14 protein-coding genes are annotated in these 15,886 nt (G+C 58.3%); 7 read left to right on the top strand and 7 right to left on the bottom strand.

Annotated features, from left to right (window positions below; genetic code table 11):
• Window positions 1-249: 249 nt before the first annotated feature.
• On the bottom strand, window positions 250-657 hold the full coding sequence (locus B7L15_RS15855) for a CBS domain-containing protein (RefSeq protein ID WP_085919905.1): 408 nt from the start codon (window positions 655-657) through the stop codon (window positions 250-252).
• Window positions 658-880: 223 nt separating this feature from the next.
• Here B7L15_RS15855 and B7L15_RS15850 point away from each other — a divergent pair, with 223 nt between their 5' ends.
• From B7L15_RS15850 to B7L15_RS15820, 7 genes are all read left to right on the top strand, one after another.
• Window positions 881-1,402, top strand: coding sequence for a YqaE/Pmp3 family membrane protein (locus B7L15_RS15850; RefSeq protein ID WP_085919904.1), 522 nt, complete (start codon window positions 881-883; stop codon window positions 1,400-1,402).
• Between the two features lie 117 nt (window positions 1,403-1,519).
• Window positions 1,520-2,389: a carboxylate/amino acid/amine transporter gene (locus B7L15_RS15845; protein WP_085919903.1), complete on the top strand. Its 870-nt coding sequence runs from the start codon at window positions 1,520-1,522 to the stop codon at window positions 2,387-2,389.
• Between the two features lie 113 nt (window positions 2,390-2,502).
• The gene (locus B7L15_RS15840) at window positions 2,503-3,411 is read left to right on the top strand and encodes an NAD(+) kinase (protein WP_085919902.1); all 909 of its coding nucleotides are present in this window, start codon (window positions 2,503-2,505) and stop codon (window positions 3,409-3,411) included.
• Window positions 3,412-3,413: 2 nt separating this feature from the next.
• Entirely contained in the window at window positions 3,414-4,430 is a 1,017-nt protein-coding gene (locus tag B7L15_RS15835; protein WP_085919901.1) for a metallophosphoesterase, read from the top strand.
• A 248-nt stretch (window positions 4,431-4,678) separates the two neighbouring features.
• Complete coding sequence (locus B7L15_RS15830) at window positions 4,679-5,524, top strand: rhomboid family intramembrane serine protease (RefSeq protein ID WP_085919900.1); 846 nt, start codon at window positions 4,679-4,681, stop codon at window positions 5,522-5,524.
• A gap of 14 nt (window positions 5,525-5,538) precedes the next feature.
• Window positions 5,539-5,823, top strand: a complete 285-nt coding sequence (locus tag B7L15_RS15825; RefSeq protein WP_085919899.1) for a YeaC family protein — start codon at window positions 5,539-5,541, stop codon at window positions 5,821-5,823.
• Window positions 5,807-6,652, top strand: coding sequence for a DUF2797 domain-containing protein (locus B7L15_RS15820; RefSeq protein WP_441316955.1), 846 nt, complete (start codon window positions 5,807-5,809; stop codon window positions 6,650-6,652). The genes B7L15_RS15825 and B7L15_RS15820 overlap by 17 nt, the downstream gene beginning before the upstream one ends.
• 6 nt (window positions 6,653-6,658) lie before the next feature.
• On the opposite strand, the gene B7L15_RS15815 is transcribed toward B7L15_RS15820, so the two are convergent.
• The 6 genes from B7L15_RS15815 to ptsP all read right to left on the bottom strand — a co-directional run bounded on the left by B7L15_RS15815 (window position 6,659) and on the right by ptsP (window position 15,753).
• The gene (locus tag B7L15_RS15815) at window positions 6,659-6,964 is read right to left on the bottom strand and encodes a winged helix-turn-helix domain-containing protein (RefSeq protein ID WP_085919898.1); all 306 of its coding nucleotides are present in this window, start codon (window positions 6,962-6,964) and stop codon (window positions 6,659-6,661) included.
• Window positions 6,965-7,004: 40 nt separating this feature from the next.
• Complete coding sequence (locus B7L15_RS15810) at window positions 7,005-8,090, bottom strand: PA0069 family radical SAM protein (RefSeq protein ID WP_085919897.1); 1,086 nt, start codon at window positions 8,088-8,090, stop codon at window positions 7,005-7,007.
• Between the two features lie 237 nt (window positions 8,091-8,327).
• Entirely contained in the window at window positions 8,328-10,001 is a 1,674-nt protein-coding gene (pgi, locus tag B7L15_RS15805) for a glucose-6-phosphate isomerase (RefSeq protein WP_085919896.1), read from the bottom strand.
• A gap of 168 nt (window positions 10,002-10,169) precedes the next feature.
• Complete coding sequence (locus B7L15_RS15800) at window positions 10,170-11,912, bottom strand: PTS fructose-like transporter subunit IIB (protein ID WP_085919895.1); 1,743 nt, start codon at window positions 11,910-11,912, stop codon at window positions 10,170-10,172.
• Window positions 11,909-12,880, bottom strand: coding sequence for a 1-phosphofructokinase (gene pfkB, locus B7L15_RS15795; RefSeq protein WP_085919894.1), 972 nt, complete (start codon window positions 12,878-12,880; stop codon window positions 11,909-11,911). Before pfkB ends, B7L15_RS15800 begins: the two co-directional genes overlap by 4 nt.
• On the bottom strand, window positions 12,880-15,753 hold the full coding sequence (gene ptsP / locus B7L15_RS15790) for a phosphoenolpyruvate--protein phosphotransferase (RefSeq protein ID WP_085919893.1): 2,874 nt from the start codon (window positions 15,751-15,753) through the stop codon (window positions 12,880-12,882). Before ptsP ends, pfkB begins: the two co-directional genes overlap by 1 nt.
• Window positions 15,754-15,886 lie beyond the last annotated feature (133 nt).

Below are 15,886 nucleotides of genomic sequence, written 5' to 3'. Positions count from 1 at the left end.
GCGTGAAATGACGATAAAGGCCATTATACCGTTCACATTTTTCGAAACGAAAATTTTGCAGATTGCCGAACTTTTTCAGAACAGCGTGTCTGAGTATGTACAGGCAACGTAGTGATAGCAGTCGCTAAAGGTGTTGCCTCGATATTGTTTTGATCCCTTGCTTCCGCTGCTCCATGAGCAGCGGTTTTTTTTGCCTGGCGATAATGGCTTCACGGCAGTGTGCTTTTGCAACGTTCTGCGACAGCCTTCTCAGTGACGGCGAATGGTTAGCAGGGCGACAAGAATATCGCGTCGTGTGACAATCCCTACCAGGCGGCGTTGTTCAACCACCGGATATATTTTGGGTTTTGCGCCCAGCATTTCCTGAGCCAGATCGGTGATGCTTTTCGCCGGGGTGACGCTGAGCACCTCATTGCGCATCAGTTCCTTGACCAATGGCGCCTCATCGTCATGGTACACGCTGTCAAGAACGCGGCCCAATACATCCTGTTCTGAAATAAAACCGATCAGGTTGTCGTGCCGATCAACCACAGGCGCACCCGGCAGACGATGCAGCGCGAGTCCCTGGGCCAACGTGGTGATCGACATTTCCGGCGAGACACGATAACAATCGCGAGACATGATATCGCGTACATTGTGTGGCGTGGGTTTTGACATTGCGGCTCTCCTTTTGCGTGAGCATGGCGAACGTTTTGTTAACCGTCACTTTATTCACTTTAGAAGATTTACATACAGATGCGATGATCATCCTGCAGGGGCATTCAACGTTTTAAAGGCGCTTGTAAAGGGGCGCGAGCGTCGCAATTGTTACTCTTATCTGGTCGAATAACCCAAAGGGCTAACGACAACTGACCCTAATGACTTAGCGTGAGGAAACATTATGGACGCACGTGAATATTTGAATCGTAAAGGGGTGCCGCTGGATCGCGATGCCGACCGCCCCAACACGCTGGAAGAAAAATCCTGGGAGCGTGCGCGTGAGGCCGGACATCAACGTCCCAAGGTGGGGACACCCCACGATTGGGAAGAGTGGGAGCGTTATCATGATGATCTGGCGCACGACGCTGACGCGCTGACGCAAAAAATCGACAAGGACGCACACCGCAAGACGAAGGTTAACGAGTCCACCAAGGCTGAAGCGACGCCCACTGTTGATAAAAGCGTTGAATTTTACACTCCTGAAAAACCATCCGGTAATGAATCGGCGACGCAGCCACCGCCGCTGACAGACATGCCTTCATCGGTGAAGGCGGCGTATTATGCATTGGCAGTGCTATTCCCGCCATTGGCGGTAGCGCTGACGGATGGGGGCGCACGACGCGTCACCATCGCGACCTTACTGACGCTCTGTGTCTGGCTACCAGGGGTTGTTTTCGCTCTTGTATGGCTTCGCCGACAATAAGGCGCCAATTCCCAGGCAGATTCACCTACACAGGCGATGTTTTTGCCCGTCAGCCATTGGCAATAGCGATGCGCGACGTATAATCCACGTCAACTTTTATATTATCTGGGGTTTACGATGGCGTATCTCGTCGGTGTCACCGCGCTGTGGGCGTTCTCTTTTTCGCTGATAGGCGTTTACCTGGCAGGCCAGGTTGACAGTTATTTTGCTGTACTCCTTCGGGTAGGGCTTGCCGCCTTGGTGTTCTTGCCGTTCCTGCGGCCGAGCCTGTTAAAAGGCAAACAGCGTTTGGCACTGATGGTGCTGGGCGCCATTCAGCTTGGCATTATGTACACCTTCTTCTACCAGTCGTTTATATTGCTGTCGGTTCCCGAAGTTCTACTTTTTACTATCTTTACGCCTGTTTACATCGCATTGCTGGATGATCTGCTGTTTGGTCGCTTCACGCCGATCTACCTGTTAAGTGCTGCCCTGGCCGTCATTGGCGCGGCGGTTATTCGCTACGATGGGGTGGATAGTGGTTTTTGGGCAGGCTTTTTAGTCGTCCAGGGAGCCAATCTGTGCTTTGCCATTGGCCAGGTCGGCTACCGGCGTTTAGCGGCTGACTTGCCCGCTGACTTGCCTTGGCACAATGTGTTTGGCTGGTTTTTTATCGGCGCCATGGTGATTGCGCTGCCGGTCTTTCTAGTGTTCGGTAATAGTGCCGCCTTGCCAACAACCAGCGTGCAGTGGGGCGTGCTGGCCTGGCTTGGACTGGTCGCGTCGGGCGTCGGTTATTTTGCCTGGAACCAGGGTGCCACGCGGGTAGATGCAGGCACGCTTGCGGTCATGAACAACGCGCTGGTACCCGCAGGGCTGGCCGTCAACCTGTTGATCTGGAACCGTGAAGCCGATGTGGCTCGGCTGTTGCTCGGCGCGGGGATCATGGCAGCGTCGCTGTGGCTGAATCACTGGTGGCTGCAGCGCAAGCAGGCACACCCTGCCTAGGGCCTGTTGACGTTTCACTCACGTAAGTCCATTTGCCCGCGCTGCCTGCTCTGGCCATAATGGCTTGATCTTACTTGTGTCGACTCACGACCCATCATGTTCAGGAAGCTGCTGTGCCATCGAATACGCCAAAGGAGTCAGGGCGGCCATTTAGTACCATCGGGCTAATTGGCCGCCTGGGCAGCGATAAAGTCGTCGACTCGCTGCAGCGCTTAGTTAACTACCTGGTTGAGCATCGCTACCGTGTGCTGGTCGAGGACCGCACGGCCACGGTAATCCCGCACCATGGTCAGCCCGAGGCCAGTCGTCGTGCGCTGGGGGAAATGTGTGACCTGGTGATCGTGGTCGGCGGCGATGGAAGCTTGCTTGGCGCGGCCCGCACCCTGTGCCATAGCGGTACGCTGATTCTAGGCGTTAACCGCGGGCGGCTGGGGTTTTTGACCGATATCTCCCCGGATGAACTGGAAACCCGCGTTAGCGAAGTGCTGGCCGGCGAGTTCGAGCGCGAAGAACGCTTTCTGCTGGATATGGCGTTATATCGCAACGGTGTGATGGTGGGGTCGGGGGAAGCGCTCAACGAAGTCGTTGTCCATCCTGGCAAAGCGGTGCGCATGATCGAGTTCGAACTTTTCATCGATGGCCAGTTCGTATACAGCCAGCGTAGCGATGGGTTGATTATCGCTACGCCGACAGGCTCTACTGCCTATGCGTTATCCGGGGGTGGGCCGATCATGCACCCCAAGCTGGATGTGATTACCCTGGTGCCGATGTTTCCGCATACGCTTTCAAGCCGCCCCATTGTGATTGATGCGGCCAGCGAGATTCGCCTGCACATCGGTGAGACCAACCAGTCCTATCCCCACGTCAGCTGCGATGGGCAAACCCGCTCGGTTGCCAAACCGGATGATGTTGTAGTCATTACGCGTAAGCCAGAGCGAGTCCAACTGGTGCATCCCATTGGGCATAATTTTTACGAGGTGCTGCGCAGCAAACTTGGCTGGAGCAACCGGTTGGGAGACTGAAGATGGTTCATCAAGTCGCCGCCAAGCCGGTGTTTGAAGGCTATGATCTGATTGGGGACGTGCACGGCTGCGGAGCAACACTTGCAGCGCTGCTCGAAAAGCTTGGCTATCGCCAGCGCAATGGCGTCTATCGCCACCCGCGGCGTCGGGTGATATTTCTTGGTGATCTTATCGACCGGGGGCCACGTATCCGTCTTGCCGTGACGATAGCCCGGCGTATGGTCGAGTCCGGCGAGGCCCAGATTGTCATGGGCAACCATGAATATAACGCCCTGGCGTATACTCACCCGGCACCGCCGGGTAGCCAGCAGCGCTGGTTACGCGAGCACACACCGCGTCACAACCGGATTATTCAAGACACGCTGGAACAATACCGCGACCACACCAATGAATGGGAAGATACGCTGGCGTGGTTTAAAACGCTGCCGCTGTTTCTCGAACAGGATGGCTTTCGGGTGGTACACGCCTGCTGGGATCATCAGCTGATAGAGCAGTTCAAACAGGATTACCCCGATGGTTGCATGGACGACGATTTTCTTGTCGCCTCGACCGATCCGACGACCCAGGCATTCCGCATCCTGGATCGCCTGACGCGGGGCAGCCATCTATCGCTTCCTGATAATGTCGCTATTCACTCGGGAGATGGGTTTACACGGCGCAGCTTCCGAACCCATTTCTGGGCGGCATCGCCACAGTACTGGGGCGATGTTGCCTTCCAGCCCGATAATTTACCCGGCGATCTAGAACAGCGGCCGCTTACCCAAAATGAGCGTAAGACGCTGAGTTATTACGGTCCCGACGAACCGCCTTTGTTTATTGGCCATTACTGGTGTGAAGGCATACCTGCGTTACCCACCGCGAACATTGCCTGTCTGGATTACAGTGCGGTGAAGTATGGCCGTCTGGTTGCCTATCGTTGGAATGGCGAACAAAACTTGAATGCTGACCAGTTTGTCTGGATTCGTGTCGCCAGAGAAGAGCAACGTGTTTTAAACACCTTGCAGGACGACGATGATTGAGCTGAATTGTTGTTGTTACATTAATTTACATAAATTTTGCAAAACATATGAACTAACGCTGCCGCCGCTCGTCAGATTAGGTGTTCCCTTGAATGATCCCTTGCTATTTACCCGGCGGCCCCCTCCGCCGGTTTTTTTTGGTGAAAATAATAACCACTGTATTGCCACGTCCAGGCGTGATCTATCCAATGGGTTGCCAAGCTTAGCGTTTGTATGAAAAGCCTATGTCGTTATCATAAAGGAAGCCTATGCACCCCGTAATGCGTTTACCCCCTGACGTCGACACCCAGGCGCTTCGCAAAGCGCTCTGGCGTTATCGTATTGGGCACCGGATTACCGCTGAAGGCGATGCCCAGGTGCTCTGGGTCGCCGACCCGGGTCAGCGTGAAGCGCTTCTCGCGCTGGTGGCCCGCTGGCAGCAGGGTGAACCTCTTGAGTTAGCGGAGCAGGTCTCAAAGGTGGATTCCCCGGCGCTATTCTCAACGCTTAAACGGTTGCCGGTTACCGTGGCCATGGTGGTGGCGAGTCTGGTGATCTTCGCGCTGATAGGTGTGTTTGGTGATCTGTTGATTGTGGCCCTCACCATTGTGCCGATTGGCATCGTGGGTGGTGAGCTAACCTACGGGTCGCTGACGGAGACGCTGGCCAGCGGCCAGGTATGGCGCCTACTGTCGCCAGCGTTTCTGCATTTTGGCTGGATGCACCTGATCTTCAACCTGATGTGGGTATGGTATTTCGGGCGGCAGGTTGAAGCGTTACAGGGCGGAAGGACGCTGCTCCTGCTGCTGGTCGTTGCAGGGGTGTTGGCGAATCTGGCCCAGTACGCGACGGGTACAGTGTTATTCGGCGGTATGTCGGGCGTCGTTTATGCCTTGCTGGGGCACGTATGGCTGATGTCTAGACGGGTTCCGGGAAGCGGTTTTTTTGTGCCGCAGATGCTCGTCGTGTTCATGCTGGGCTGGATGGTGTTTACCATGACCGACATGGCCGGGCTGGTAGGTTTTGGCAATGTTGCCAATGAGGCCCATCTTGGCGGATTGATCGTCGGCCTGATAACGGGCTGGTATTATAGCGCGCGGCGTTTACGGTCTTAACTGAGGAGTTTGGCATGAGCGACATGACCTTCGACAAAATGATCAACCAGATGACCCCGGCGATTTACGAGAGCCTCAAGCAGGCCGTATCGCTGCGCAAGTGGCCGGATGGACGCTACCTCACGGCTGAGCAGACCGAGTTGTGTCTGGAAGCCGTGATGCGCTATGAAGCGGAAAACAACGTGCCCGAAGCGAACCGTGTCGGGTATCTGGAACAGCGCACCTGTGGTGCTGGCGCCACCGGGCAGGGCGTTTCACCGGAAATGGCCGGTCTTGCCAAGGATGCGTCGCGTGACTGATGGGGTAGTGCAGGGGTGCTTGCGTAAAATGGCGGTGGAACCGGGCCCGACCCAGGCTCAACCTGTCAGCTACCAGCTGCGCGCGGGTGAACACCGCATTGACTTGAACGAGCGGTTGGGGTTGCCTTTACAGCTGCGTTGGAGTGGTGCTATCGCCTGCACCCACTGCGGTCGTGCAACCAAGAAAAGCTTTGCCCAGGGTTACTGCTACCCCTGCTTCAAGCGTCTGGCCCAATGTGATACCTGCATCATGAAGCCGGAAACGTGCCATTATTTTCAAGGCACCTGTCGCGACCCTGAATGGGGAGAGCAGCATTGCTTTCAGCCGCATATCGTTTACCTGGCCAACTCGTCGGGTTTGAAAGTGGGAATTACCCGTAAAACGCAAATGCCTACCCGCTGGCTGGACCAGGGGGCGATACAGGCCTTGCCGATTCTGGAAGTCGATACCCGCCAGCAATCAGGCTTTGTGGAGATGCTGTTCAAGGAACATGTCGGTGATCGCACCAACTGGCGGGCTATGCTAAAAGGCGAAGTTGCGGAGCTTGATCTGAAAGCCGAACGCGATCGCCTGATGGCCGCAACCGCCAGCGGCCTTGGGCAACTTAGAAGCGAGTATGGGGCGGATGCCATTCGCGAACTGGATGGCCAATACCATGCCTTTCACTATCCGGTGGAGACCTTCCCACGCAAGATTATGTCGCACAACTTTGACAAGCAGCCGGAGGTCAGCGGTATCTTGCAGGGGATTAAAGGCCAGTACTTGATGCTGGATACCGGCGTGATCAATCTGCGTAAGTTTACCGGTTATGAGGTTAGCGTCGCTTAATACTGCTTAGGCGTCACGGTAGCCCAGTGCCTCTTGCAGGTATTGGGCGTGACTTGCCACCCAGCGTGGGTCAATCGCCCCCCAATCACGTATCTGATAGCGGCCGATGTTATGCCGCTCTCCCTTATCCTTTTCGAACACACACTCGATATCCAACTCAGCAAGCGAAGTAATGGTATCTTGCGCGGTGCGCCTTGGCATGCCGGTCGCCTCAATCAAGGCCGGGACGCTGGCAGCGCCTTGGTCAATCAGGTACGCCACGTACAGGCGACGGTAAAAGCTCGATTTGGTTTTGCTTAACGGCGCGGGCATGGCGCATCCTTTATGGGGTTCGACAGTAACGCTGCCCAGTCTAATAGAATAAATCCCCTTGCGCGCGCGGCGGGCGAAAATCGCGGGTATTCAATCCCTGCTCGGTGCGGGACTGCAACTTCCACTGGCGGCTGGCACGATTAAACCGCTGGCTGATCATTTCGGCAAACACCCCTTCACCGCGGAAACGCTTGCCAAAGCGGGCGTCATAATCCTTCCCACCACGGCACTGTCGAATCAAGCTCATCACTTTGGCAGCCCGCTCGGGGTAGTGGGCTTCCAGCCACGCCTCGAATAACGGCGCCACTTCATGGGGCAGGCGCAATAGCATCCAGGTAGCGGTGCGCGCCCCCGCTCGGCTGGCGGCTTCAAGAATCCGCTCAATTTCATGGTCGGTCAGCCCAGGGATAATCGGCGAAACCAGCGTGCCCACAGGAATCCCCGCCGTATTCAGCTCGCGGATGATTTTCAGACGGGCTTGAGGCGACGCCGTGCGCGGCTCCAGGGTGCGTTTCAGGTTGGCATCCAGACTGGTAAGGCTGACAAAAACCCGCACCAAACGGTGTTCGGCCATTTCCGAAAGCAACTCCAGGTCTCTCAGTATCAGGCTGCTTTTAGTCACAATGGTGACCGGATGGCGACATTCCAATAACAACTCAAGCAAGCGACGGGTGGTTTGGTGTTTCGCCTCCAGTGGCTGGTAGCAGTCGGTATTGCCGGAAAGGTTAATCGGACGGCATACGTAATTAGGGTGGCACAGCTCGTCGGTTAACCGCTCCACTAAACCGCTGCGGGCAATCAGCCTGGTTTCAAAATCCAGCCCTGGCGATAAATCCCAATACGCATGGGAAGGGCGGGCATAGCAGTAAACGCATCCATGCTCGCAGCCACGGTATGGATTCAGCGAGCGATCAAACGGCAAATCCGGCGAGGTGTTCCACGACAGCGCGCTTTTGCTCACTTCCTCGCGCACCTCGGTTACGATACTTGTGGATGTTTCCTCCCGCCACCAGCCATCGTCTTCCGCAACGCTTTGGGTGGGTGCAAAGCGGTTATGCGGGTCGTACGTCGCTCCACGTCCTTTGCGCACCGAGGAACTGCCATCAGCGTAATGAAAAGCCGTCATTTGCCACCCCGTTTATATATGGCTATATATACAGTATATGACGTTTTGTCCAGTGTGCAAGAATGAGTATAGAGCCATGTTTGGTTGCTTCAGCCTTTCCCGGCCAACCAGGGGAAACAGGCTAGGTCAGGCGGTGGGGTAGGTCGGGATATCGAAAAATGGTTGTATGGACGGTAAATGCAAAACGCCTTGGCTCTCTAAAGCCAAGGCGTTCCGCGTTATCCAGCACGTGATTCGCTAGCGCTTAGCGCTTTTTCCGCGTGGTTTTTTATCGCCGTTGGCTTTTTCGGCGCTGTCTTCACTTCCCCCATTCCCGGGAAAATGGCCGCGCAACAGCTCCAGCAGTCCCTGGGTCGAGGCATCGAAGTCGGCGGCGTTGGTGTCGATGCGTTCGCTGATTTCACCGGCGATGCGCTTGCCCAGCTGCACGCCCCACTGGTCGAAAGAGTTGATGTTCCAGATAACGCCTTGCACGAACACCTTATGCTCGTAGAGCGCGATCAGGGCACCCAGGTTTTTCGGCGTCAGCTCGTCCAGCAGCAGGGTGCTTGATGGGCGGTTGCCGGGGCAGCTGTAGGGGTCATGCTGGCTGAGCTCCTTGCTGTCTCCCTGGCTGCCTTCCATAAAGGCGTTGGCCTGGGCGAGCATGTTGGTCAGCAGCGCGAAGTGGTGGTCTTCGACACCCGGCTCGGGCTTGAGTGAGGCGATAAAGTCGATGGGCACGTAGCGCGTGCCCTGGTGCAGCAACTGGAAGAAAGCGTGCTGACCGTTGGAGCCGGTCTGGCCCCAGACAATCGGGCCGGTCTTGTAATTCACCGGATGGCCGAAGATGTCCACCGACTTGCCGTTGGACTCCATATCCAACTGCTGGAGAAACGAAGGCAGCTGGTGCAGGGCCTGGTCGTAAGGCACGATGGCTTGGGTTTCCGCACCAATGAAATTGATGTACCAGATACCGATCAGCGCCATCAGCACGGGCATGTTCTCGGAGAAGGGCGCTTCAATGAAGTGGTTATCCATCTCGTGAGCGCCTTCCAGCAGCTCGATGAAGCCCTCAAAGCCAATCGAGAGCGCAATCGGCAGGCCAATTGATGACCACATGGAGTAACGCCCGCCGACCCAGGCCCAGAACTCGAACACATTCTCTTCACGAATGCCGAATTCCATCGCTGCCTTGCGGTTGGTGGAGGCAGCGATAAAGTGCGCGCCCACATCGGCGTCTTCACCGGCGTTCTCCAGGAACCAGCGCCGCGCGGTCTTGGCGTTGAGCAGGGTTTCCTGGGTAGAGAAGGTCTTGGTCGAGACGATGAACAGCGTGGTGGCTGGGTCGAGACGCGACAGCACCTTCTGAATATGGGTGCCGTCTACGTTGGAAACAAAGTGGAAGTGCAACTCTGGGTGGCGGTACTTCAATAGCGCACGGACGGCCATGTTGGGGCCCAGGTCCGACCCACCAATGCCAATGTTGACCACGTCCTTGATGCGCTTGCCGCTATAGCCTTTCCACTCGCCGCTGCGCACCGCCTCGGAAAACTGCTTGATCTGCTCGCGGGTACGGGTGATTTCGGGCATCACGTCCTTGCCGTCGACAAATACCGGATCATCGCCGAGGTGGCGAAGCGCGGTGTGGAGAACCGGACGGTCTTCGGTGACGTTGATGATATCGCCCGAAAACATCTGGGCTCGGCGCTGGACGAGGGCGGAGTGGTCGGCCAGTTCGATCAGTTTGGCCTTGACCTCGTCGGATACGTGGTGCTTCGAGTAGTCGAGGAAAAGACCGCCCACCCGCAGGCTCATTTTTTCAAAGCGCTGCGGGTCATTGGTGAAATAGTCACGAATGCGATCGTTAGCGGTTTTGTCGCGCAGGCGTTCGAGAGCCTGCCACGTCACACTGCGGGTCAGCTGAAACATAGCGGTGTCCGTTGTTGTAGGTCGGCGAGTTGCCTTGATGTTATGTGTGTAAAAATACTACATAAAACGCGTGCTGTGGCAAACCATCGTGAACAAAAGCATGTTGTACGGTAATAAAACCAATAGCGAGCCCAATAAAAAGGCGGGCCTTGGCCCGCCTGGCATTGTTTAGCTGGCAATGGCCACTTGAGTAGCGCCCCGTTTGATCATGGCATAGCTCAGACCGGTAATCAGCGAGCCGACCACAATCGCGCTCAGGTAGAGCAGCACGGGGGTAATGGCATTGGGGATCAGCAGGACAAAAATGCCGCCGTGGGGGGCCATCAGTTTAGCGCCTACCAGCATGGAAAGTGCGCCGGTAACGGCACCGCCCAGCATGCAAGCAGGGATTACCCGCAGCGGATCTTTGGCGGCAAACGGAATCGCCCCTTCGCTGATAAAGCACATGCCGAGTACAAACGATGCCTTGCCTGCCTCGCGCTCGGGCGCGGAAAATTTATTGCGTGCCACCAGACTGGCAATGCCCATGCCGATGGCAGGTACCATGCCAGCGGCCATGATCGCCGCCATGGGACCATAGGTTTCCGAGGCCAGAAGTCCGACGCCAAAGGTATATGCGGCTTTGTTGACCGGGCCACCCAGGTCGAAACACATCATGGCGCCCAGCAGAATGCCCAGCAGCACGGCGTTGGTGGAGCCCATGTTTTCAAGGAAGCTGGTCAGCGCGGTAAGAATGCCCGCCACCGGCTCGCCGACGATATAGATCATTACCAGGCCAGTCACCAGGCTGGCGATGAGTGGAATAATCAGGATCGGCTTCAGCGATTCAATGCTCGAAGGCAGTTTAACGTAGCGGGTAACCGCCAGGGCGACGTAACCGGCCAGGAAACCGGCCAGAATACCGCCGATAAAGCCGGAGCCTATATCGGCTGCCAGCATGCCGCCAATCATGCCCGGCGCGATACCGGGGCGGTCGGCAATCGAGTAGGCAATATAACCGGCGAGTACCGGAATCATCAGCGCGAAGGCGGTGCCGCCGCCGATTTTCATCAGCGCGGCGGCCAGTGAGCCTTCTTCCTCGGCGGCGTTGATACCGAACACAAACGACAGTGCGATCAGCAAGCCACCAGCGACCACCATCGGCAGCATGAACGACACACCGGTCAGCAGGTGCTTGTAAACCCCTTTCTCTTTGACGCTTTTGCCTTCACTGCTGGCACTGGGCTGGTTGCCGTCTTCAATGCTGGCGTGAGCGAGGGCAGCTTCCAGTGTTGGGCGCGGTTTTTTCAAGGCACTGCCGGTGGAAGTGCGGTAAATGCGCTTGCCCGCAAAGCGGGCAGGGTCAACGTCGATGTCGCAGGCCAGCACGACCACGTCAGCATCAGCGATCTCTTTATCCGTCAGCTGATCTTGTGCGCCTACCGAGCCTTGGGTTTCCACGCGGATAGCGTGGCCCATGGCTTTGCCGGCTTCGGCGAGTGCCTCGGCCGCCATGAAGGTGTGCGCAACGCCCGTCGGGCAGGCCGTCACGGCGACAATATTCTGTCCTTCAGTGGCGCTTGGCGCCGCAGAACGGGCTGCGGGTGCATCGGTGGGTGCCTGATAAAGCGGCGCATCGCGTTTCGCCGTGGTCAAAAAGCCACTCGGGTCAGGGAGCGCGTCGGTAATCGGCGCTTGATAAAGCCGCTTGCCTTCAAAGCGCTCGGGCGCGGGCACATGATCTGCCGCGACGACGATCAGGTCGGCATTGGCAATCTGCTCGGCGGTGGCCGCCTGAAGCGGCGCCAGCTCACCGTGCATTTCCACATGAGCGTGCCAGCCCTGGCGTTCTGCAGCCTGCTCCAGCCGCTTGGCGGCGAGGAAGGTGGTCGCCATGCCGCTGGGGCAGGCGGTAATCAGAATAATATTCATAGCGTGGCTCCCTCGGTGATGGTGTCGTCAAGACGCCGTACCCGGGTCTGTTGTTGGAGTGAGTCGAAGTCGTCGGCCTGGGGGTTACCCACGCCCACATGGCGGACCGCATCGGCAGATAATGCCGTGGCAAAACGAAGGGTTGTTTCGGGATCGTGGCCGCTGAGCAGGCCGTGGAGCATGCCCGCAACGAGCGTATCACCGGCGCACACGGTGTTGACGGCGGTCACGGACGGTGGCGTTGCCTGCCAGCTGCCCTGGGCATTCACCCACAGCACGCCATCGGCGCCGGCAGAAACAAGCGCCTGTTCCACGCCGCCCTGATGCAGACGACGCACCGCCTGGGTCAGCGCAAGGCTGGTTTCAAGCGGCGCACCGGCCCAGTGTGCAAGCTCAAGTTCGTTGGGCTTGACGGCGGTGGGCTTTACCTCAATGGCGGCGTTAAGTGCCGCGCCGCTGGTATCCACCCAGAGAGGAACGCCGCTGGCCTTCAGGTGCTTTAGAAAAGCACGAAAGTCATCGAGACTGAGCCCCGGCGGTAAACTGCCCGCCACCACGACGGCGTGAGGCGGTGTGGCGTTATATAAATGTGCATCCAGCCTTGCCGTTAAGCGTTGCAGATCCTTTGAGGTGATCGGCGTGCCGGGCCCGTTGATGTCGGTGACCCGGCCGCTTTGTTCAGCAAGCTTGGCATTGATGCGTGTTTCCCCTGCTACGCGCACAAAGTCATCGTGCAAGGCGGCGTGCTGAAAGGCCAGCGCGAAAGGCGCGTCGTTGTCAGCGCCCAGAAAACCGCTCACGGTAACGTCATGGCCTAACCCTGCCAGTACGCGGGCGACATTGACGCCTTTACCCGCGGCTTCCAGCTGTGCGCTGTGGGGGCGGTTAACCGCCCCTGGAATGAGCTGGTCAAGACTGAACGCCAGGTCCAGTGCCGGGTTGAGCGTAATGCATAGCACACGGGCCATCAGCGAGCCTCCAGCGCGTCGCGCACGTCATCGCTGGTGGCCTGAGCCAGCGCCAGTTGAGCACTGGCCTTGGCATCCGCCAGATCAAATTCGCGCAGCCGTGCCTTGACCAACGGAATCTGGCGCGCGCTGACCGACAGTTCATCGACACCCAGGCCGACCAGTACCGGCACCGCCATGGCGTCTGAGGCCAGTTCGCCGCAGACACCGACCCATTTGCCCTGAGCATGGGCGGCGTCAACGGTCATCTGGATCAAGCGCAGTACCGCGGGATGCAGGCCGTCGGCCTGGGCGGAAAGCTCCGGATGGCCACGGTCGATGGCCAGGGTGTACTGGGTCAAATCGTTGGTGCCCACCGAGAAGAAATCCACCTCGGCGGCAAGCGATGGCGCCAGCAGGGCACTGGAGGGCACTTCGATCATCACGCCGAGCTGCACGTCAGTGGCACGTTGTGATGGCGAAATTTCGCTCAGCAGCCGATCATAGATCGCCTTGGCGGCGCGGAACTCGGCGATGTCCTTGACCATCGGCAGCATGATGCGCAAAGGGCTGTCTTTGCCGGCCATCAACAGCGCGCGAAACTGGGTTTCGAGCACTTCCGGCTGGGTCAGCGCCAGGCGAATGCCGCGCAGGCCAAGGAAGGGATTATCTTCTTGAGGCACCGGCCAGTAGGGCAGTGGCTTGTCACCGCCGACGTCCAGCGTGCGGGCCACCAGCGGGCGGGCACCAAGGGCGTCAATCGCCTGGCGGTATTCATCGATTTGGGTGGATAGGTCCGGCGCGCTGGCGTGGGCCATGAACAGGAATTCAGTGCGCAGCAGGCCAACCCCCTCGGCGCCGCGTTCAACGGCGTCTTCCGCATGAGCGGTATTGCCCAGGTTGGCAGCGACTTCGACCCGGTGTCCGTCGCGGGTTTGAGCCGTTTCAAAGCGCGTTTCCCAGGCGTCGGCTTCGCGCTGCTGCTGGTCAAGCAATTGCTGCTCGGCGCGCTGCAGACGGTCTTCCGAAGGCTTGTGGGTGACCCGTCCGCGTTCGCCATCAAGAATCATCATGCCGCCGTCAGGTAGCGCCATGACGGCGTCACCGGCACCGACAACCGCCGGAATGCCTAACGCGCGGGCCAGAATCGCGCTGTGCGCTGTAGCGCCGCCGCGAACGGTGAGCAGGCCACGCACTCGCGAGGTATCCAGTCGCGCGACATCAGACGGGCCAATATCGTCCATCACAAGAATATACGGATGGTCGGGCGGCTCGGGCAGCTTGACGTCACACAGCACGCCAAGGACTCGGCGGCCCACGTCGCGCAGGTCGGCGGCGCGTTCGGCCAGTAGCCGGTCGGCAAGCATTTCCTGGGCGTGGGCGGCGGTGTCGATGGCTTCCCACCAGCCCGCCTCTGCCGACGCCCCTTCGCGGATAGCATCAATGGCGGCCTGGTGCAGCTCCGGGTCGTCGAGCATTTCTTCGTGCATGGAAAGAATGTCGGCGACTTCACCGCCCGGCGCGTCATGCACCAGTGTTTCCAACTGGGTGGCACCTTCCTTCAGCGCCTCGCGAAGACGGGCAGCCTCTTGTTCGGGATCGTCGGCGTGTTGCGGGTATTCAAAGCTTACCGGGCGAATGACAAATACCGGTGCAATGGCAAGCCCCGGGGAGGCGGCCACGCCCGCATGTGGCGTATCGTTAACCAGCGGCTCGGCGGCGGGTTTGGTGCTTTCGGTGGCGGGAGAGAGGCTTTCCCGGCCGCCATCAAATGGGGCAACCTTCTCGCCCAGGCCAGACTCGACGGCCTCGCTGACGGCCGCGAGTGCCTGGCTTGCCTGCTCGCCCTCGGCAGAAAACACGAGCCATTGCCCGCGTCTCGCGCCCATGCCAATCACCTTGGTCAAGCTGGCGGCGGAAACCGGCGTGGCGCTGCCTTCTTCCAGTCGAACGTTGATCGGCACCGCCTGGGCGCGGGCAATTTGTACCAGTTGCTTGGCCGGGCGGGCGTGCAGGCCGTGAGGGTTCAGCACGCGGGCACGTTGAGTTTGTGTGCTGGCAGTTTCACCCGCCAAGGCGGCCAGCCACTGGGCGCTGGTTTTATTGACCAGGCTTTTGCTTTCGCTGTGATCAAGGAGTGGCAGTAATTGCTCAAGCAGCGAACGATGGCTCTCGCCGCTGGCCGCGAGGCAGAACAAGGCATGCACGGGATGTTCCTGATGGCTCAGTGATGTATCTGCCGGGGTTGCGACACCCAGTGCAGGCTGGGCGACACCATGAGGGTGGCTTGCCAGCCATAGGCCATTCCCCAGCCAGGTGGGTTCGACAGAGGCAATGGCACTAATAAACGTATTATCGACACAGCCGCTTTGACGCAGTCGCGCGGCAGCGGCTAGCGTCAATTCCTGCAGGTCCTTGGCGGGGAAGCTAACACACAGCGTTTCGTTATCCAGACGTGGCACCACGGCTGGCTTGGAAAGCAGGCGCGCCACATCGTCGGCGGAGGTGGCGTTAGCCAGTTGCTCAGCGACACCTTCGCGGTCCAATACATGGGTCAGTTGGCGCAGGATATCGAGGTGCTCGTCGTTTTGCGCGGCGATAGTCACCAGTACGTGCACCTGTTGGCCGTCGTGCCACTGAACGCCTTGGGGGAATTGTAAAACGCGTACCCCGGTTTGCTTGACGTATTGGCGGCTTTCCGGGGTGCCGTGGGGGATGGCGATGGCATTGCCCAGAAACGTCGAGGATTGAGCTTCCCGGTCGAGCAGGCCGTCACGGTAATCAGGGTCGACAAACCCCGCCGCCACCAGCGCATCGGCAGCGCTGTTGAGTGCTGCTTGCCAGTCGTCAGCATGGCAGTCCAGCAATATGTCATCAGAGCCGAGCGTCAGCATAGGTGTCTCCGTGTAGAACCATGGTCGTAGCGCACCGAAGTGGGCTGGATGAATCGTGTCATCTGTGTATAGTTGGCTATGCTGAATCGATTCACTTCAGGACACAAGAGGTTCGCGCCTAGACTTTGGTCTG

The sequence above is a fragment of the Halomonas sp. CSM-2 genome (assembly GCF_002119345.1).
Taxonomy (GTDB): domain Bacteria; phylum Pseudomonadota; class Gammaproteobacteria; order Pseudomonadales; family Halomonadaceae; genus Vreelandella; species Vreelandella janggokensis.
The sequence above is the reverse complement of the archived record's forward strand: the minus strand, read 5'-3'. Positions and strand labels throughout refer to the sequence as shown.

Bases quoted from the DNA above. Each gene is read 5' to 3' on its own strand.
- B7L15_RS15855 (WP_085919905.1), bottom strand. From the start codon at position 657: ATGTCAAAACCCACGCCACACAATGTACGCGATATCATGTCTCGCGAT.
- B7L15_RS15850 (WP_085919904.1), top strand. From the start codon at position 881: ATGGACGCACGTGAATATTTGAATCGTAAAGGGGTGCCGCTGGATCGC.
- B7L15_RS15845 (WP_085919903.1), top strand. From the start codon at position 1,520: ATGGCGTATCTCGTCGGTGTCACCGCGCTGTGGGCGTTCTCTTTTTCG.
- B7L15_RS15835 (WP_085919901.1), top strand. From the start codon at position 3,414: ATGGTTCATCAAGTCGCCGCCAAGCCGGTGTTTGAAGGCTATGATCTG.
- B7L15_RS15830 (WP_085919900.1), top strand. From the start codon at position 4,679: ATGCACCCCGTAATGCGTTTACCCCCTGACGTCGACACCCAGGCGCTT.
- B7L15_RS15825 (WP_085919899.1), top strand. From the start codon at position 5,539: ATGAGCGACATGACCTTCGACAAAATGATCAACCAGATGACCCCGGCG.
- B7L15_RS15820 (WP_441316955.1), top strand. From the start codon at position 5,807: ATGCGTCGCGTGACTGATGGGGTAGTGCAGGGGTGCTTGCGTAAAATG.
- B7L15_RS15815 (WP_085919898.1), bottom strand. From the start codon at position 6,964: ATGCCCGCGCCGTTAAGCAAAACCAAATCGAGCTTTTACCGTCGCCTG.
- B7L15_RS15810 (WP_085919897.1), bottom strand. From the start codon at position 8,090: ATGACGGCTTTTCATTACGCTGATGGCAGTTCCTCGGTGCGCAAAGGA.
- pgi (WP_085919896.1), bottom strand. From the start codon at position 10,001: ATGTTTCAGCTGACCCGCAGTGTGACGTGGCAGGCTCTCGAACGCCTG.
- B7L15_RS15800 (WP_085919895.1), bottom strand. From the start codon at position 11,912: ATGAATATTATTCTGATTACCGCCTGCCCCAGCGGCATGGCGACCACC.
- pfkB (WP_085919894.1), bottom strand. From the start codon at position 12,880: ATGGCCCGTGTGCTATGCATTACGCTCAACCCGGCACTGGACCTGGCG.
- ptsP (WP_085919893.1), bottom strand. From the start codon at position 15,753: ATGCTGACGCTCGGCTCTGATGACATATTGCTGGACTGCCATGCTGAC.